Origin of the sequence: Burkholderia sp. ABCPW 11, from assembly GCF_001523445.1 — a bacterium.
GTDB lineage: Bacteria > Pseudomonadota > Gammaproteobacteria > Burkholderiales > Burkholderiaceae > Burkholderia.
The window spans coordinates 200262-219008 of record NZ_LOVM01000083.1; the positions used below are offsets into that span (position 1 = coordinate 200262).

Below are 18747 nucleotides of genomic sequence, written 5' to 3' on the forward strand. Positions count from 1 at the left end.
ATAGAAGGAATATCGACGCGCGCCGTCGCCGGCCCGCGCAACGACTTCAGCGATCGGATTCGTGCGGCCGTCCGTACGCGACGAAATCGCGTTCGACGGTGGAGCCCCCCTCCGTTCCGATCGCGCCGCCGCGCGCATTCGTTTCGTCGCCCGGTAATGCCGACGTCGCCGACGACGGTTCGATGCGTCCGTCGATCAGCGCCTGCAGCGCGTCGCGTTCGAGCACCTCGCATCGCAACAGCCGTCGCGCGATGCGCTCGAGCGCGTCGCGCCGTTCGCCGAGCGTCGTCGCGACGCGCGCATGCGCATCGGTCAGCAGCGTGCGCACTTCTTCGTCGATCATGCGCGCGGTGTGCTCGCTGCAGCGGCCGCCGTCCGCATGCCACGTGCCGGGCGTGCCCGTGCGCGCGTCGCCGTCGTCGAACGTCGCGAGCCCGATCTTCTCGCTCATCCCGTACTGCATGACCATGTGGCGCGCCATCGCGGTCGCGCGTTCGAGGTCGTTCTGCGCACCGGTCGAGACATCGCCGAACACGAGCTCTTCCGCCACGCGCCCGCCGAGCAGCGCATCGATCCGGTCGAGCAGCTCGCTGCGGCGCAGGACGTAGCGATCCTCGGTCGGCACCTGCTGCGTGTAGCCGAGTGCGGCAACGCCGCGCGGAATGATCGACACCTTCTTCACCGGGTCGCAATGCGCGCGGCTTTCCGCGACGAGCGCATGGCCGGCTTCGTGATACGCGATCGTCAGCTTCTCCTGCTCGTTCATCACGCGGCTCTTGCGCTCGAGGCCCGTCAGCGCGCGGTCGATCGCCTCGTCGAAGTCGGCCATGCCGATCGCCGGCTTGCCGAGTTCGGCCGCATGCAGCGCGGCCTCGTTGACGACGTTCGCGAGATCGGCGCCGACGAAGCCCGGCGTGCGCGACGCAAGCTCGCCGAGATCGACGTCGGCCGCGAGCTTCACGTGCTTCACGTGCACGCCGAGAATCTGGCGGCGGCCGTTCACGTCGGGCCGGTCGATCGCGATGTGCCGGTCGAAACGGCCCGGCCGCAGCAGCGCGGGATCGAGGATCTCGGGCCGGTTCGTCGCGGCCATGATGATCACGCCGGAGCCGGCCTGGAAGCCGTCCATCTCGACCAGCAACTGGTTGAGCGTCTGTTCGCGCTCGTCGTTGCCCGACATCGGGCCGACGCCGCGCACCTTGCCGAGTGCATCGAGCTCGTCGACGAACACGATGCACGGCGCCTTCTGCTGCGCCTGCTCGAACAGGTCGCGCACGCGCGCGGCGCCCACGCCGACGAACATCTCGACGAACGCCGAGCCGCTGATCGAGAAGAACGGCACGGCCGCCTCGCCGGCCACCGCGCGTGCGAGCAGCGTCTTGCCCGTGCCCGGCGCGCCGACGACGAGCACGCCTTTCGGAATCTTGCCGCCGAGCCGCTGGTAGCGATCGGGATTGCGCAGAAACGCGACGAGCTGCTGCAATTCGGCCTTCGCTTCGTCGATGCCCGCGATGTCGTCGAACGTGATGCCGGTTTCCTGCTGCACGTACACGCGCGCGCGGCTCTTGCCCATCCCGGTAAAGTCCTGCAGCCCGCCGCGCTTGCGCAGCATCATGTTCCACACGAACACGAGCAGCATGAGCGGCAGCAGCCACGACGCGAGCGATGCGATCCAGCCGGTATCGGGCGTGCCGTGATAGCGGATGCCGGCGGCGGTCAGCGTGTCGATCAGGTGTTCGTCGGTCACGCGGCTGGTCGTGAAGCGCCACGGCGCGCCGGCCTGCTGCACGACCGCCGCGTCGGACGCCGGCAGCATCGTGCCGGCCTGCGGCATCTTCAGCGCGCCCGAGATCGACGCGGGGCCGACCTCGAGATCGTCGACGAGCCGCGCAGCGACGAGCCGGCGGAAATCGCTGTACGCGATCGGCGTCGACGTCGGGTGCAGCATCAGCAACTGCGCGGCGAACAGCACGAAGAAGCCCGCCGCGATCAGCAATCCCGGGTAGTCGAATTTCTTGTCCATGGCATCGGGCCGGCCGTCTCTGCTGCGCGGCGTGCGCTCACGCCGGCACGCGCGCGGAACCGGTACTTGGCCGCCATGCGAAAATGGCAAGCATCCACGCCATCGTCGCCTCGCTGTCTCGAATCGTTCGCTGCATCGATGCCGCCTCGGCAACACCGTCGGCCGGCGTCGCGGGGCGATCCTCGCCCGGGCGGCACGCCGCGACGCGCCGCCCCTGGTTCCAGTCTAGTTCGCGCGCGGGCGTCGCGCACCGCTCGCCGCGCGAGCGTCGAATCGTCCGACGAACGGCTTTCATCTGCCCCCTTGGCGCGCTATAGTCGCGTTCATGACATTTATGTGACAGCCGCGTCGCGCCACCGCGCGATGCCAGCCGTTGCATTCCGTCCTGTGTCGCGGCAACCCGCGCGACGCCGGCGCGCATCGAACGACAACGCCCACCGCCCATCCGAGGAGCCCACGACGTGAACGACACCCCCGATCGCCCCGACGACCTGCCCGCCGATCCCGACCGCCGCCGTGTGCTCGGCGGCCTCGCTGCGTTCGGTGCCGGCGTCGCGCTCGCCGGTTGCGAAACCACCGCGGGCAACGCGCCGCGTTCGGCCGCCGACCTGCGCATCGACGAAGCGTTGCGCCAGCGCGTGCGCCACATCGTCGTGATCTATGCGGAAAATCGCAGCTTCGCGAACCTGTACGGCGATTTCCCGGGCGTGCGCTATCCGCTCGGCGAAGTGCGGCCCGAACAGGCACGACAGCTCGATCGCGACGGCAAGACGCCATTGCCGGTGCTGCCGAAGATCTGGGGCGGGCTCGTGCCGCAGGCGCAGGAAGTGGACGGCAAGCGCTACGCGATCGCCGAGCGCGACATCGACAAGCTGCCGAACGCGCCGTTCCCGATTACCGACGCGCAGGGCAAGCCGCTGCCGAACGGTGTGATCACGCGCGATCTATGGCATCGCTTCTACCAGAACCAGATGCAGATCGCGGGCGGCCGCAACGACCAGTTCGCCGCATGGGCCGATTCGGGCGGCCTCGTGATGGGCCACTACCGCAATTCGGCCGACACGCTGCGCCTGTGGAATCTCGCCCGGCAATACACGCTGTGCGACAACTTCTTCATGGCGGCCTTCGGCGGTTCGTGGCTGAACCACATGTTCCTGATCTCCGCGCAGCCGCCGCGGTATCCGGACGCGCACAAGCATCCGCATGCGGCGAAACTGCTGTCGCAGGTCGAAGGCGACGACCCGGCCGGCACGCGCCTGAAGCTCGCCGACGATTCGCCCGCGTCCGCGCTCGACGGCCCGCCGAAGTTCGCGGCCGACGGCCCGCTGACGCCGGACGGCTACGGCGTGAACACGATGGCGCCGCCGTACCAGCCGAGCTACGTGCCGCCGCCCGATCCGGGCAACGCTGCGTATGCGGATCCGGCCGACCATCGCGTGATGCCGCCGCAGGGCTACGCGACGATCGGCGACCGCCTGTCGGAAAAGAACATCGACTGGGCGTGGTACAGCGGCGCGTGGCAGTACGCACTCGAGCATCGCGACACCGGCGCCGTGCCCGACTTTCAGTACCACCACCAGCCGTTCAACTACTTCGCGAACTACGCGCCCGGCACCGAAGCCCGCCGCAAGCACCTGCGCGATGCAGGGCTCGGCGACGCGCCGTCGACCAACCGCTTCATCGCCGACATCGACGCGGGCCGCCTGCCGGCCGTCACGTTCTACAAGCCGCAGGGCAACCTGAACATGCATGCGGGCTATGCGGACATCGAATCGGGCGACCGTCACATCGCAACCGTGATCGACCATATCCGGCGCGGGCCGCAATGGGAAAACACCGTGATCGTGATGACGCACGACGAGAACGGCGGCTGGTGGGATCACGTCGCGCCGCCGGTCGGCGATCGCTGGGGCCCCGGCTCGCGGATCCCGGCGCTCGTGATCTCGCCGTTCGCGAAAAAGGGCTTCGTCGATCACACGCTGTACGACACGAACTCGATCCTGCGCTTCATCAGCCGCGTGCACGGCCTCGCGCCGCTCGACGGCGTGGTCCTGCGCAACAACGCGTTCGCCGCACGCGGCGCGACGCCGCCGGGCGATTTGACGAACGCGCTCGATCTCGGCTGATCGCCCGTCGATCACCGGAAACAACGACGCCCCGGGCCACGCGATGGATGGCCCGGGGCGTCGTTCGTTTTCGGCCCGGCGATGCCATGCGGCGCCGGGCCATGCGCCGCGCGCAACGTGCGCGACGCCGATTCCGCGCGTCAGCCGCCGATACGCTGCTCGATCTTCTTCATCGTGTCGGTCATTTCAGCCGGCAAGCGCAGCTTCAACGTCTCGAACAGCGCCGCATGCAGCTTCAGCTCCTCACGCCATTCGTCCGCGTTCATCGACGTCACCGCATCGAACTGATCGCGCGTGAAATCGAGACCGTCCCAGTGCAGGTCTTCATACGAAGGCGACACGCCGAACGCATGCTCGCCGCCACCGCCGGTGCCTTCCAGACGATCGAGCATCCACTTCAGCACGCGCATGTTCTCGCCGAAGCCGGGCCACACGAACTTGCCGTTCGCATCCTTGCGGAACCAGTTCACGCAATAGATCTTCGGCGGCTTCGCACCGGCGGCTTCGAGCTGCTTGCCGAGTTCGAGCCAGTGCGCGAAATAATCGCTGACGTTGTAACCGCAGAACGGCAGCATCGCGAACGGATCGCGGCGCACGATGCCCTGCTTGCCGACGGCTGCCGCGGTCGTCTCGGAACCCATCGTCGCGGCCATGTACACGCCTTCCACCCAGTCGCGCGCCTCGGTCACGAGCGGCACCGTCGTCGAGCGGCGGCCACCGAAGATGAACGCGTCGATCGGCACGCCGGCCGGGTTTTCCCAGTCGTCGTCGATCGACGGGCACTGCGCAGCCGGCGCGGTGAAGCGCGAGTTCGGATGCGCGGCCTTGCGCCCGGTTTCCTTGGCCGTTTCGGGCGTCCACGGATTGCCCTGCCAGTCGGTCAGCTTCGCGGGCGGCGTGTCGGTCAGCCCTTCCCACCACACGTCGCCGTCTTCCGTCAGCGCGACGTTCGTGAAGATCACGTTTTCCTTCAGCGTGGCGATCGCGTTCGGATTGGTCTTCACGCCCGTGCCCGGCGCCACGCCGAAGAAGCCGGCTTCCGGATTGATCGCATACAGGCGGCCGTCGCGGCCGGGCTTCAACCACGCGATGTCGTCGCCGATCGTCGTGACCTTCCAGCCGTCGAAGCCCTGCGGCGGGATCAGCATCGCGAAGTTGGTCTTGCCGCACGCGGACGGAAACGCGGCCGCGACGTGATACTTCTTGCCGGCCGGCGACGTCACGCCGAGGATCAGCATGTGTTCGGCGAGCCAGCCCTGATCGCGGCCCATCGTCGACGCAATGCGCAGTGCGAAACACTTCTTGCCGAGCAGCGCGTTGCCGCCGTAGCCTGAGCCGAAGCTCCAGATCTCCCGCGTTTCCGGGAAATGCACGATGTACTTGACCGGATTGCACGGCCACGGCACGTCCTGCTGGCCGGCCTCGAGCGGATGGCCGACACTGTGCACGCAAGGCACGAAATCGCCGTCCTCGCCGAGCACGTCGTACACGTCGCGCCCCATGCGCGTCATGATCCGCATGTTCACCGCGACGTACGGGCTGTCGGACAGCTCGACGCCGACGTGCGCGATCGGCGAGCCGAGCGGCCCCATCGAGAACGGCACGACGTACAACGTGCGACCGCGCATCGAACCGCGGAACAGCCCGTTGAGCGTCTCGCGCATTTCGGCCGGATCGATCCAGTTGTTGGTCGGGCCGACGTCGTCGCGCGACGCCGCGCAGATGAACGTGCGATCCTCGACGCGCGCGACGTCCGACGGATCGGATTGCGCGAGATACGAGTTCGGGCGCTTCGCCGGATTCAGGCGTGTGAGCGTGCCCTGGTCGACCATCGCCTGGCACAGCGCGTCGTATTCTTCCTGCGAACCGTCACACCATACGATGCGCTCGGGCTCCGTGAGCGCCGCAATGCGCGCTACCCAGTCGATCAGCTTGCGATGTTTGACGAAAGCCGGCGGAGCGATCAGCGGGCCGTGCGTCGCTTCGGCCAAAGTGTTTTGCGACATGGGGATGTCTCCAGATTATTGGGCAGGGATGGGGATGCGGGCGAGCCCGCGAGATGGGGAATGCGTGCGGAGCGCAGGAAGATGCGGCACGTGGAACGGGACGCGCGAGCGGAGCGCGCGTCGATGCCGCGATGCGTGCGAGAGAAGGTGAAGTCTCGTTAGAGGGTGCGAACGCGAGTTTCGCCATGCAAGCAACCTGCCATACAACTCCATGCCGGCCAGCATACCATCGCCGTTATTGGGCGGGCGTTGCGTTGCAACAAGAAACAACTGTGACGGCGCACCGGCACGCGCGTTGCAGACAGGTGCTTTTTTACGGTGTCATCGCAGGCGACTGGGGGACAAAACGGCCGCGACAGCCGCCCGGCAAGGGTTTCGCGCGAGCGGTAATTTCAACCTGCGTATCGTCCATGCCGGCAATGCGAACACGCACAGCGCCCATTCGCGTTTTCGCTACTCAGGCAAACCCTGAATTAGGTTGCGCACACAAACATCCTGATCGAATGCCCCGATGCAGCCACCGCTCATGACGGTGCGCGTGGCAATCCGGGGTAATACGCGCCCGGCTACGACGCGAATCGTCGAGGAGTACTGCCGGTCCCGCGATGACGGTCCGCCGGCATTGTTCGACGCGGTTGGCGACGACGCACGATTCCGGCACGACGTGGGCGGGATGATCGACAGTGGCGAATGCTTCGTCGATCTCGACGAGATCGACGGTGTGCCGACGAACCGGCACGTCGCGAAGGGCGTGCACGGGTAACGCACCTGCTCGGGCAGGCAAAAAAAACGCCAACCCCAAGGGGCTGGCGTCGTGCTTCGGGTCGGACGACGATCAGAACTGGTTCATCGTGTTGTCCTTGCCTGCTGCCTTCAGCGCCGCTTCGCCGCTGAAGTATTCCTTGTGATCGTCACCGATGTCCGAACCGGACATGTTCTGGTGCTTCACGCAGGCGATGCCCTGACGGATTTCCTTGCGCTGCACGCCCGCCACGTAGCCGAGCATGCCCTGGTCGCCGAAGTATTCCTTGGCCAGATTGTCGGTCGACAGCGCGGCCGTGTGGTACGTCGGCAGCGTGATCAGGTGGTGGAAGATGCCTGCTTCACGCGATGCATCGGCCTGGAACGTACGGATCTTCTCGTCGGCCAGCTTGGCCAGTTCGGATTCGTCGTATTCGACGCTCATCAGCTGCGCACGGTCGTAAGCCGACACGTCCTTGCCTTCGGCCTTCATCGCGTCGTAGGCCTGCTGGCGGAAATTCAGCGTCCAGTTGAACGACGGGCTGTTGTTGTACACCAGCTTCGCGTTCGGGATCACCTTGCGGATCTCGCGGACCATGCCGCCGATCTGCGCGATGTGCGGCTTTTCGGTTTCGATCCACAGCAGGTCGGCGCCGTTCTGCAGCGACGTGATGCAGTCGAGCACGCAACGCGCTTCGCCCGTGCCGGCGCGGAACTGGAACAGGTTGCTCGGCAGGCGCTTCGGACGCAGCAGCTTGCCGTCGCGCTTGATGACGACGTCACCGTTGCCCAGTTGGTCGGCCGACAGCTCTTCGCAATCGAGGAACGAGTTGTACTGGTCGCCCAGGTCGCCCGGCGCGTTGGTCACGGCGATCTGCTTGGTCAGGCCGGCGCCCAGCGAATCGGTGCGCGCGACGATGATGCCGTCGTCCACGCCCAGCTCCAGGAACGCATAGCGGATCGCGCGGATCTTCGCGAGGAAGTCCTCGTGCGGCACCGTGACCTTGCCGTCCTGGTGGCCGCACTGCTTCTCGTCCGACACCTGGTTTTCGATCTGGATGCAGCATGCGCCCGCTTCGATGAACTGCTTGGCCAGCAGGTAGGTCGCTTCCGCATTGCCGAAACCGGCGTCGATGTCGGCGATGATCGGCACGACGTGCGTGACGTGGTTGTCGATCTTTTGCTGGATCGCGGCCTTGGCGGCCGCGTCCTTCGCGGCATCCAGCTCGCGGAACAGGCCGCCCAGCTCGCGGGCGTCGGCCTGGCGCAGGAACGTGTACAGCTCGCGGATCAGCGCGCTGACCGAGGTCTTTTCGTGCATCGACTGGTCCGGCAGCGGGCCGAACTCCGAGCGCAGCGCGGCGACCATCCAGCCCGACAGGTACAGGTAGCGGCGTTCGGTGCTGTTGAAGTGCTTCTTGATGGAGATCATCTTCTGCTGGCCGATGAAGCCGTGCCAGCAGCCCAGCGACTGCGTGTACTTGGACGGATCGGCATCGTACGCGGCCATGTCGGCGCGCATGATCTTCGCGGTGTACTTCGCGATGTCCAGGCCGGTCTTGAACTTGTTCTGGGCACGCATGCGGGCGGCGTATTCCGGGTTGATGGCATTCCACGCGCTGCCGTGGTTTTCCTTCAAACCTGCCACTGCCTTGATGTCGTCTTGATATTGGGACATGTCTATCTCCTGGGAACGAAGCGCATTTGAGTAAAGGGTTCAGCGTGCCCGCCGCGTGTGACGAAGCGAACTGCATGGACTCAATAGTAATCCTGCCCGGCGCGATTTCGGCCAAGTCTTATATAAGACATAAGATATAAATTTCTATTGTTTTTCAATGAGATAGCCAAGCGTTTTTGCGATGCAAAACACGGTTTCAAGCGGCGGTAAAACGCGGCGGCAGGAATCCGGCCAGCATCTCGCGATATGAAATGCCCTTTCGGCTGCTGAAGGACGGGCACGCTTCGATCAGGCCGGGAGCAACGACGACCGTCAGGCTTTGTCATCGCCATGACAAAACGTCTATACTTGGACGATTATTTGATACACGCGTGTCAGCGCATCGGCCTGCGTCCCGGATCGACATGAACGACTCTCCCGTTTTCGACACCCTTTGCGAACTGCTGAATACGTCCGGCGCGCGTTTCCGCGTGCTCGAGCATCCGGCGGAAGGCAAATCCGATGCGATCGCCGCGCTGCGCGGCACACGCCCCGAACAGGGCGCGAAGGCGATGCTCTGCACGTTCAAGGATGGCGGCGACACCGCCGCACTCGCGGTGATTCCCGGCCACCTGAAGATCGACTTCCGCAAGGTCGCCGATGCGGTGGGCCGGCGCAAGGCGACGCTCGCGTCGCCCGACGTCGCGGCCGCCGTCACGCGCTGCGTGATGGGCGCCGTGCCGCCATTCGTATTCGATCCGAACGTGACGCTCGTCGTCGATCCGGCGCTGGTCGAGCGCAACGCCGAGATCGCGTTCAACGCGGGCCGCCTCGACCGCTCGGTCGTGCTCGACGCGGCCGACTATGTCCGGATCGCGCGCCCGCTGCTGGCCGACATCACGCGGCCGGAAACGACGGACACGCCCGCCTCCCGGGACCACGCATGAGCACGAACCGCAAACCGCCGCCGTCGGAGCAGGCATCGCTGATCGAGCAGGTGCAGCGCATCGCCGAAGGGCTCGGCGAGATGTTCGCGCCGTTCACCGAGGTCGTCGTGCACGACCTGCGCACGCCCGAGCATGCGATCCTCGCGATCCACAACAACCTGTCCGGACGCGCGGTTGGCGATCCCGCGACCGAACTCGGCCTCGCCCGCATCGCCGACGACGATTTCCCGCAGGTGCTCGCGAATTACCCGAACCGCTTCGCCGACGGCCGCACCGCGAAAAGCACGTCGATCGGCATCAAGGATTCGACCGGGCGCTACGTGGCCGCGCTGTGCCTGAATGCCGACGTCACGCTGTTCCGCGGCTTCCAGGGCATGCTCAACCAGTTCTGCCGCACGGACGGCGAAGCCGTCGTCGAAACGCTCGACCCGGCCGGTGCCGACGCGATCCGGCAGCGCATCGACGCATTCGCGACGCGCCTCGCGACGACGCCGCGTGAGCTGAAGACCGACCAGCGCCGCGAGCTGATGCAGGCGCTGAAGGCCGACGGCTTCCTCGAGGTGCGCCGCGCGATGGAGATCGTGTCGCAGCATCTCGGCGTCTCGCGCGCCACCGTCTACAACGACGCGAAGTGACGCGCCGCGCGTCCGACTTCCCCATTTCGAGTTTTCCCGTTGACTGATCTTTTCGGCTCTCGAGCGACCATGAACTCTCCGATGCTTCCCACGTACGACGACGTCGCCGCCGCCGCGGCCCGGCTCGAAGGCCACGCACACCGCACGCCGGTCATGACGTCGCGCACGGTCGACGACGCACTCGGCGCGCAGGTGTTCTTCAAGTGCGAAAACCTGCAGCGCATGGGCGCCTTCAAGTTCCGCGGCGCATTCAACGCGCTGTCGCGCTTCAACGCGGAACAGCGGCGCCACGGCGTCGTCGCGTTCTCGTCGGGCAACCATGCGCAGGCGATCGCGCTGTCGGCGCGCATCCTCGGCATTCCCGCGACGATCGTGATGCCGCAGGACGCGCCGGCCGCGAAAATGGCCGCGACGCGCGGCTACGGCGGCAATGTCGTGACCTACGACCGCTACACCGAGGATCGCGAGCAGATCGGGCGCGCGCTCGCGGAGAAGCACGGGCTCACGCTGGTTCCGCCCTACGATCACCCGGACGTGATCGCCGGCCAAGGCACCGCGGCCAAGGAACTGTTCGACGAAGTCGGCCCGCTCGACGCGGTGTTCACGCCGCTCGGCGGCGGCGGGCTGTTGTCGGGCACCGCGCTCGCCACGCGTGCGCTGTCGCCGCATGCGAAGCTGTACGGCGTCGAGCCCGAAGCCGGCAACGACGCCCAGCAATCGTTCCGGTCCGGCACGATCGTGCACATCGACACGCCGCGTACGATCGCCGACGGCGCGCAGACGCAGCATCTCGGCAACCTGACGTTCCCGATCCTGCGCCGCGACGTCGACGACATCCTGACCGCGACGGACGCGGAACTCGTCGACTGCATGCGCTTCTTCGCCACGCGGATGAAGATCGTCGTCGAGCCGACCGGCTGCCTGTCGTTCGCCGCCGCGCGGCGGATGAAGGATGCGCTGCAGGGCAAGCGCGTCGGCGTGGTGATCAGCGGCGGCAACGTCGATCTCGAGAACTTCTGCGCGCTGGTGTCGGCACCGGCCTGACCGTCTGCGCGCGCATGAAGATCCTGTCATGCGCGCGCCGCCCGGCCTTCACGCCGCGTAAGTTTCGCTCCCTAGACTGATTACGTCGCCCCGAAATCGGTCATGCAGGAGTGTTCATGAATACGCACGCGATCGCCGCCGCCGCCCTCGCGGCCGCTTCCCTGTCGGCGTTCGCTCAACCGGACGTGACGTCATCCGGTGTTTCCGCCGCCTCGCCTCACCCCGCAGTCGGGCACGCGATGCACCGTTCGCCCGCCGCGTGGCCGCCCGCCGGCTTCGTGCTCGCGAAGATCGATCAGAACAATACGCCGCCCGATCGCGGCGGCGAACCGGGCGGCCGCACGCACGCCGGCACGCATATGTAACGACACGCGCCGGCCGTCGGGATTCTGAACGACGGCAGCCGGTTCCGGCACGGCGGCATGCGGTCGAACCCGGCCGTTTCTTCAGACCTGAAACGCCGTCCGCGCACATCGAACGAAAGGATCTGGAAAGCCGGCGCCGATCGATGACGTTTTTTCGCATCCGCGCGCAGACGAACGATTGACGTGCCCGCGCGCACGCCATTACCCTTGCGCGCTGATGGTTCCCGGAGACGGGATCAAAAGGGAACGCAGGCGAGGCGACGCCTCGAATCTGCGGCTGCCCCCGCAACTGTGAGCGGCGAATCCGTGCCACCGCGTGCCACTGGGAAACCGGGAAGGCCTGCACGGATGGCGACCCGCGAGCCAGGAGACCTGCCATCGACCCGAGGTCCAGCAGCCGCACCGGGCGGGGTGTCCCGATGTGCAAGCACCGCCGTTGGCGGCCGCCCGTTGCATGGACGACCCGACCTCAGGATCCGCCAGATGTCCATCGTTCCCGAATCCGCTTCCCGGCCGGAAGCGTCGCACCGACACGCCGTCGGCATGCGCCCCCTGTCCGCCTTGCGCTCACGATCGCCGTACCCGCCCTACGCTTTGTCCCGCCGCCTCATGAACATTCGTCACCTGCTCGCCACGTCCGTCGCCACCGCGCTGTTTTCCCCGCTCGCCCATGCGGCCGGCGACACTGCGCCTGCACGGCCCGCCGCGCCCGCCGACGGCACGGACCTGCCGACGATCAGCGTGACCGACACGCGGCACCTGCCCGAATCGTTCGACCGGCGCTATGCGTCGACGCAGGTGCTCACGCGCGAGGATCTCGACCGGCTGTCGCCGACCGACCCGAGCATCACGCAGGCGCTCGCGACGCTGCCGGGCGTGACCGTCGCGCAGAACGGCGGGCCCGGCTCGTCCGCGACGGTCAGCATTCGCGGCGCGTCGGCGAGCCAAGTCGCCGTATTCATCGACGGCATCCGGATCGGCTCGCCGACCACCGGCATCGCGCCGTGGGCCAACCTGCCGACCGAAGCGTTCGAGCGCGTCGAAGTGATCTCCGGCCCGGCCGCCGCATCGTTCGGCAACAACGCGATGGGCGGCGTCGTGCAGTTGTTCACGCGCCGCGCCGCCAACCAGCCGAACCAGACCACCGTGTCGTTCGGCGGCGGCTCGAACAAGACGTTCGACACGCAGTTCCGCACGTCGGGCACGGTGCCGTCGACGGGGCCCCTCGCCGCACTCGGCGGGCTCACCTATTCGCTCGGGCTGCACGACTACAACACGGCCGGCATCGATGCGACGCGGCCGTTCTTCTACGGCCACGAAGACGGCCGCAATCCGTATCACGCGCAGGATCTCGATGCGCGGCTCGGCTATGCGCGCGACAACTGGTCGATCTCGACGTTCGCGCTGTATCACCGCTCCGATCTGTCCTACGACAACAGCGGCTACGCCAATCGCGAGCTGGATCACCAACTGACGACCGGCGTTGCGTTCCATCTCGACATCACGCCCGATACGCAGTTCGACCAGTCGTTCGGTTATGCGAACGATCGCCAGTTCATCCATGCGGACAACCCGGCCCTCGCGACGGACCAGATCGACTCGCAGCGGATCAGCACGTCGACGTCGCTGACCCATCAGGAGCGCGGGTTTCACCTGTTCGGCCTGCCGCTGTCGGGCGAATCGAAGCTCGCCTACGACTTCACGCGCGAACAGGCGTTCCTGCCGGTCGACATTCCCGGCGGCGTGCCGACACGCAACGACTCCGCGTTCTCGCTGCACCAGTCGGCGACGCTCGGCAGCGTGACGATGTTCGTCGCCGGCCGTCACGAGATCATCGCCGGGCAAGCCGTGAACACCGGCAACGCCGCGCTGTCGTGGGCGATCACGCCGGTCTACGCGGCGCGCGTGTCGTACGGCAATGCGTTCCACCTGCCGACGTTCAACGACCTGTACTACCCCGGCTACGGCAATCCGAACCTCAGCCCGGAGCGCAGCACGTCGGTCGAGGCCGCGCTCGACGCGAACACGGCATACGGTACGTTCACCGCAGCGATCTACGACACGCGCGTCAACAACCTGATCGCGTACAACCCGGCGACGTTCTCGCCGATGAACATCGGCCGTTCGCACATTCGCGGCATCGACCTGTCGTACAAGGGGACGATCGGCCGCTCGACGCCGGTGAGCGTTGCCGTCGGCATCCTGAATCCACAGGACGAGACCAACCAGACCTGGCTCAGCCGCCGGCCGCGCCAGACGGTCAGCGTAAACGTCGACCACACGTGGGACGAACTGAAGCTGCACGCGTTGAGCACGGGTGCGTCGCTGCTGTACGGCGGCTCGACGTTCGACGATCCGGCCAACCGGCAGTATCTGGCGTCGTACCTGACGGTGAGCCTGCGCGCGTCGTACAGGATCAATTCGCACCTGACGGTGTCGGCGTCGCTGTCGAACCTGTTCGATCGGCAATACATGACCGCGTACGGCTACAACACGCTCGGGCGCACCGCGTTCGGCAAGGTCAGCTACACGTTCTGACGGCCCGGCGCATCGACGAAACGCGCCACACCGGCACGCGCGGGAAATTGACATCGCGGCAAAAGCTAATAGAATTAGTTTTTTGACTCACCCGCATGGTATTCGTCATGGCGCGTGCCGGTATCACCGTGGACAAGCTCGTCGAAGCCGGCGCGCAGCTGGCCGATGAAACCGGCTTCGAGCAACTGACCGGCGCGGCGCTCGCGCGGCATTTCGACGTCAAGCTCGCGAGCCTGTATTCCCATATCCCGAGCTTCGACGATCTCAAGAGCCGCATCGCGCTGTTCGCGCTGCAGGAGCTGGCCGATCGCGCCACCGACGCGCTGGCCGGCCGCACCGGCAAGGACGCGCTGGCCGCGCTCGCGAACGTCTATCGCGACTACGCGCGTACGCATCCGGGCCGCTTCGCGGCCGCTCGCCATCCGGTGAGCGCCGAGCGCGCCGCCGCGAGCGCGGGCGGGCAGCTCGTCAGGATGACGTCGGCGGTGCTGCGCGGCTACGGCCTGCCCGATACCGAACACGCGCATGCGATCCGCCTGCTTGGCGGCTTCTTCATGGGCTACGTGACGCTCGAAAACGCCGGCGGCTTCTCGCACAGCGCGCCGGATGCCGACGCGTCGTGGTCGCGCTGCCTCGATGCGCTCGACGTGATGTTGCGCCACTGGCCTTCGGCCGCATGACGCCCCGAACGCAACCCAGGCGATGAAAGACAAACCAGACGGCGTCGTGCTGCCGAGCCGAGTCGTCCCCTTCCCGACCTCGATCAGCGACGAAGCGCGCGCGGCGCTGCAACGCCTGACCGGCGACGACGGCGTGCCGCTGAACGCAGCGCACGTAATGCCGGCCCCGGACGACATCGACGCGTGGATGCGCGTGAAGGCCAGCGCCGACGCGCATTACGCGGCCGCAGTCGAGCAGCTCGCCGGCTATTTGCGTTCGCACGTCGAAACGGTCCGCGTCGGCGATGCGGACGTGCATGTCGCGACCCCCGAAGCGGCGGCTTCCGACGCCTGCGCGATCATCGATCTGCATGGCGGCGCGCTGGTCGTCGGCGGCGGCGCCGCGTGCCGCGCCGGCGCGCAGATGCAGGCCGATCGGCTCGGCATTCGCTGCTACGGCGTCGACTACCGGATGCCGCCGGAACACCCGTATCCGGCCGCGCTCGACGACTGCATCGCGGCCTATGCCTACGTGCTGGAGCGTTACGCCCCGGAAAACGTCGTCATCGGCGGCCGGTCGGCCGGCGGCAATCTCGCTGCCGCGATGGTGCTGCGGGCCCGCGACGAGGGCCTGCCGCTGCCGGCCGCGCTCGTGCTGCTGTCGCCGGAAGCCGACCTGACCGAATCCGGCGACAGTTTCGAGACCAACCGGCTCGTCGACGTCGTGTTGCCGGGGCCACTGATGGCGAACAACCTGCTCTACGCGAACGGCGCCGATCTCGCGCATCCGTACCTGTCGCCGCTGTTCGGCGATTTCGCCGCCGGCTTCCCGCCGACCTTCATCCAGAGCGGCACACGCGACCTGTTTCTGTCGAACGCCGTTCGCCTGCATCGCGCATTGCGGCGTGCGCAGGTGCCGACCGAGCTGCACGTGTTCGAGGCGATGCCGCATGGCGGGTTCATGGGCGCGCCGGAGGATATCGAGCTGAGCCGGGAAATCGCACGCTTCGTGCATGCGCACTTGCATTTGCACGCATCGAATTGAGCCGGCGATGAACGGAAAAGCACACGAAGACGACATCGGCATCGGCCCGGATCGCTGGATCGAATGCGGCGGTCTCGCGGGCGGCCACGGGCATGCTGTCGACGCGATCCGGTCGGCCCGCGCAGCCCCGCACGACTAGATCAGCCCGCGCAGGCCGGCGACCACCTGGATCGCACCAAATATCGCGACGACGGCTGCCGACGCGCGCGACAACCCGTGCATGAACGCGACCGACAGCTTCGCGCGCAGCGCGGCGGTTGCGCTGCTCAGGCACAGCCACCACGTGGCCGAGCCGACGAACACGCCGGCGACCATCCGCGCGACGGTCGCCCACATCGCGCCTTCCCGCGCACCCGGCAGCGGGCCGAGCGCCGCGAAGATCCCGACGAACGACACGATCGTCATCGGGTTCGACAGCGTGAGACCGAACGTCGTCAGGAAATCGCGCAGGACGGTCGTACGCGGCAGCTCGCGTTGCCCCGCCGGTGCGGCCGGCGCCTGGCGCGCGATGGTCCACGCGAGCCACACGAGAAACGCGCCGCCGCCGATTTTCAGGCCGACGGTCAGCATCGGGAACGCAGTGACGATGCCCGCGACGCCCAGCGCGCCGAGCAGGCCGTAAATCGCATCGGCGCATGCGGCGCCGATGCCCGTCGCGAATCCCGCCCGGAAGCCACGGCTCAGGCTGCGCTGAATGCACAGCATGCCGATCGGGCCGACCGGCACCGCGATCGACAACCCCATCACGACGGATTTGACGAACAGCATCGCCTGCCCCTTCCAACATCCCATGGATCGAACAGGCATCGTAGGGAAAGTCCGCTCCCCGTTGAATGCGGTTTTTAAGGAAAAATGGCGGCTCCACCTTAAAAATTCCCGCTGCGATGGACGATCTGGACTGGAAGATACTGGCGCTGTTGCAGGACAACGGACGCATCAGCTATACGGAGCTCGCGCGCCAGGTTCACCTGTCGGTGCCGGCGGTGACGGAACGCGTGAAGCGTCTTGAAGCGGCCGGTGTAGTCGAAGGCTACACCGCCCGGGTCAATCCGTCCGCGGCCGGCTATCCGGTGAGCGCGCTGATCGGCATCACGGTGCCGCAACCGGCGAAAGCGAAGTTCCTCAAGCTGCTGGAGACGATTCCCGAAGTCGTCGAATGCCATCACGTGACAGGCGCGGATTCGTATGTGATGCGGTTCGTTGCCGTCAGCATGGCCCATCTCGAACGACTGATCGAACGCATCAACCTGTACGGCGAAACGCGCACGTCGATCGTGATGTCGACGCCGCTGCCGGCGCGCGGGATGGCGCGCCCGGCTGCGAAGCCCGGCGACGGCCGCAGGTAGCGAGTCGCGGTTTCGCGATCGTCGGCCGGTTCCGTGCGGGGACCGGCGACGATCGACGGCGGCCGTCCGCACTCATGCGACCGGTTCCCGCATGACGATCGGTACGCGCCGGCTATTTGCCGACCGCGCCGCCGAGCAGGCCGCCCACCAGCGACGTCACCGGCGCGAGCGGATTGGCGAGGCCGCCCAGCGGCGAGCTGCCCCCCGTACCGGTCGCGGCGCCGTCGTGCACGGTGGCCGGGATGCCGCCGACCACGCTCGTCACCAGCCCGGAGATCGGCACCGCGCCGTTCGCACCGGCCGGGTTCACGAGGCCGCCCACATTGGTTACCGTGTTGCCGACCGCACGGACGAGGTCGCCGACGCCACCGACGATCGGCTGCGGCGACGCGGCGGTCACTTTCCATCCGGCCGACGTGATCGCCCCGCCGACTTGTCCGAGCAGGCCAGCGACCGGCTGCCCGAGGCCGGTTGCGGTGCCGACCTGCTGCGTGAGGTGGCCCGCCGTCGTCACGAGCGGCGTGATCGCGGTGCTGACCGCCTGCGTCGCCTGCTGGACCGGGGCCGACGACAGCGACGCGCCGAGCGTCGCGCCGCCCGTGCGCAAACCGCTCGCCACCGTGTCGAGCAGCCCGCTGACCGGCGTCGTGATCGGCGCCAGCGGCGACAGCGGGCCGGAGCCGAGCGCCTTGACGGTTTCGCTGATGCCGCTGACCGGATTGCCGGTCGCGACAACGACCGTGCCGAGGCTGCCGACCGTCGTGCCGACCGGGTTCGGTACGATGCCGATCTGGCCGAGACCGCCGCTCACGGCGTTCGACGTATCGCGGATGATCGTGCCGACGCCGGTTACCGTATCGGCCGGCCCGACGGTGACGCCCTTGCTGACGCCGGGCACGCTCACGCTGCCGAGCGTGGCGCCCGCGTCCATCACGATTCCGCCGATGGAACTGACGATACCGTTCGTACCCGGCGCGCCGCTCGTGCCCCAGCCGCTGGTGTTGCCGCTGCTCGTGCCACTGCTGCTCGTGCCACTGCTGCTCGTGCCGCTGCTGCTTGTGCCGCTGCTGCTCGTGCCACTGCTGCTCGTGCCGCTACTGCTCGTGCCGCTGCTGCTTGTGCCGCTGCTGCTCGTGCCACTGCTGCTCGTGCCGCTGCTGCTTGTGCCACTACTGCTGGTGCCACTACTGCTGGTGCCGCTACTGCCGCTTGAGCCACTACTACCGCTCGTCCCGCTCGTGCTCGTCCCAATGTTGTTACCAGCAAGCGTCGGCGCCGTAATGTCACTTCCGCCGCACGCCGCGAGCGTACACGCCGCGGCCATAGCGGCGAGCGCAACGTTCGCCGTGATGAAATGATTTCGCATGGAAGCCCCCGTCCATTATTCAGCGCAAGCATTTCATCAAGCATCTACCGTGCCATTTCCATCGGCCTCCTTCACAGTTTCACAATTGCCTTACACTGGCCGTCCGGGCCGCGCTGCGGGGCAGCGCGCATCGGATCCGGATCGTGCCGCCCGGCTCGGCCCGTGCAGGCCGTCCGATAACGCTGACGTAACACCGCCCCCGCGTTACGTAGCACGAGAAGAGAAAATCGACGGCGCACCGTACACGCG

The 18747-nt window shown here is 67.1% G+C and carries 16 protein-coding genes and 1 riboswitch; of the genes, 11 read left to right on the forward strand and 5 right to left on the reverse strand.

All coding sequences use genetic code 11. The features are described from left to right. Positions 1-46 precede the first annotated feature (46 nt). On the reverse strand, positions 47-2023 hold the full coding sequence (gene ftsH, locus WS61_RS27960; RefSeq protein ID WP_059505334.1) for an ATP-dependent zinc metalloprotease FtsH: 1977 nt from the start codon (positions 2021-2023) through the stop codon (positions 47-49). Between the two features lie 461 nt (positions 2024-2484). Here ftsH and WS61_RS27965 point away from each other — a divergent pair, with 461 nt between their 5' ends. Further along, on the forward strand, positions 2485-4149 hold the full coding sequence (locus WS61_RS27965; protein ID WP_059505336.1) for an acid phosphatase: 1665 nt from the start codon (positions 2485-2487) through the stop codon (positions 4147-4149). A gap of 140 nt (positions 4150-4289) precedes the next feature. Here the strand turns inward: WS61_RS27965 and WS61_RS27970 are convergent, their stop codons facing one another. After that, positions 4290-6155 (reverse strand): phosphoenolpyruvate carboxykinase (GTP), encoded by a 1866-nt coding sequence (locus WS61_RS27970; RefSeq protein ID WP_059505338.1) that lies wholly within the window; start codon positions 6153-6155, stop codon positions 4290-4292. A gap of 511 nt (positions 6156-6666) precedes the next feature. Here WS61_RS27970 and WS61_RS27975 point away from each other — a divergent pair. Next, positions 6667-6918, forward strand: coding sequence for a hypothetical protein (locus WS61_RS27975; RefSeq protein ID WP_157692787.1), 252 nt, complete (start codon positions 6667-6669; stop codon positions 6916-6918). A gap of 72 nt (positions 6919-6990) precedes the next feature. Here the strand turns inward: WS61_RS27975 and WS61_RS27980 are convergent, their stop codons facing one another. After that, the gene (locus WS61_RS27980; protein WP_059505343.1) at positions 6991-8574 is read right to left on the reverse strand and encodes an isocitrate lyase; all 1584 of its coding nucleotides are present in this window, start codon (positions 8572-8574) and stop codon (positions 6991-6993) included. Between the two features lie 404 nt (positions 8575-8978). On the opposite strand from WS61_RS27980, the gene WS61_RS27985 reads away from it, so the two are divergent. The 8 genes from WS61_RS27985 (at position 8979) to WS61_RS35850 (ending at position 15925) form a co-directional block, all read left to right on the forward strand. Continuing rightward, complete coding sequence (locus WS61_RS27985; protein WP_059505344.1) at positions 8979-9500, forward strand: YbaK/prolyl-tRNA synthetase associated domain-containing protein; 522 nt, start codon at positions 8979-8981, stop codon at positions 9498-9500. Next, positions 9497-10135, forward strand: coding sequence for a transcriptional regulator (locus tag WS61_RS27990; protein WP_059505346.1), 639 nt, complete (start codon positions 9497-9499; stop codon positions 10133-10135). Before WS61_RS27985 ends, WS61_RS27990 begins: the two co-directional genes overlap by 4 nt. Before the next feature lie 69 nt (positions 10136-10204). Then, positions 10205-11179 carry a threo-3-hydroxy-L-aspartate ammonia-lyase gene (locus WS61_RS27995; protein WP_059505348.1) on the forward strand — a complete coding sequence of 325 codons (975 nt, stop codon included), beginning with the start codon at positions 10205-10207 and terminating at the stop codon, positions 11177-11179. A gap of 116 nt (positions 11180-11295) precedes the next feature. Next, positions 11296-11544: a hypothetical protein gene (locus WS61_RS28000; protein ID WP_059505350.1), complete on the forward strand. Its 249-nt coding sequence runs from the start codon at positions 11296-11298 to the stop codon at positions 11542-11544. A 201-nt stretch (positions 11545-11745) separates the two neighbouring features. Beyond that, positions 11746-11939, forward strand: a riboswitch (cobalamin riboswitch). A gap of 214 nt (positions 11940-12153) precedes the next feature. Then, on the forward strand, positions 12154-14082 hold the full coding sequence (locus WS61_RS28005; protein ID WP_059505351.1) for a TonB-dependent receptor domain-containing protein: 1929 nt from the start codon (positions 12154-12156) through the stop codon (positions 14080-14082). Positions 14083-14189: 107 nt separating this feature from the next. After that, positions 14190-14762, forward strand: coding sequence for a TetR/AcrR family transcriptional regulator (locus WS61_RS28010; protein WP_059505509.1), 573 nt, complete (start codon positions 14190-14192; stop codon positions 14760-14762). 22 nt (positions 14763-14784) lie between these two features. Further along, a complete protein-coding gene (locus WS61_RS28015) occupies positions 14785-15786 on the forward strand; it encodes an alpha/beta hydrolase (protein ID WP_059505353.1) in 1002 nt (333 codons plus the stop codon). A gap of 7 nt (positions 15787-15793) precedes the next feature. Then, positions 15794-15925: a hypothetical protein gene (locus tag WS61_RS35850; RefSeq protein ID WP_257127374.1), complete on the forward strand. Its 132-nt coding sequence runs from the start codon at positions 15794-15796 to the stop codon at positions 15923-15925. On the opposite strand, the gene WS61_RS28020 is transcribed toward WS61_RS35850, so the two are convergent. Beyond that, positions 15922-16554 carry a LysE family translocator gene (locus WS61_RS28020; RefSeq protein ID WP_059505355.1) on the reverse strand — a complete coding sequence of 211 codons (633 nt, stop codon included), beginning with the start codon at positions 16552-16554 and terminating at the stop codon, positions 15922-15924. The genes WS61_RS35850 and WS61_RS28020 overlap by 4 nt on opposite strands. 116 nt (positions 16555-16670) lie before the next feature. Between WS61_RS28020 and WS61_RS28025 the strand changes: the two genes are divergently transcribed. Then, positions 16671-17132 carry an Lrp/AsnC family transcriptional regulator gene (locus WS61_RS28025; protein ID WP_059505357.1) on the forward strand — a complete coding sequence of 154 codons (462 nt, stop codon included), beginning with the start codon at positions 16671-16673 and terminating at the stop codon, positions 17130-17132. Positions 17133-17244: 112 nt separating this feature from the next. On the opposite strand, the gene WS61_RS28030 is transcribed toward WS61_RS28025, so the two are convergent. After that, complete coding sequence (locus tag WS61_RS28030) at positions 17245-18498, reverse strand: collagen-like triple helix repeat-containing protein (protein WP_179949712.1); 1254 nt, start codon at positions 18496-18498, stop codon at positions 17245-17247. Between the last annotated feature and the right edge of the window lie 249 nt (positions 18499-18747).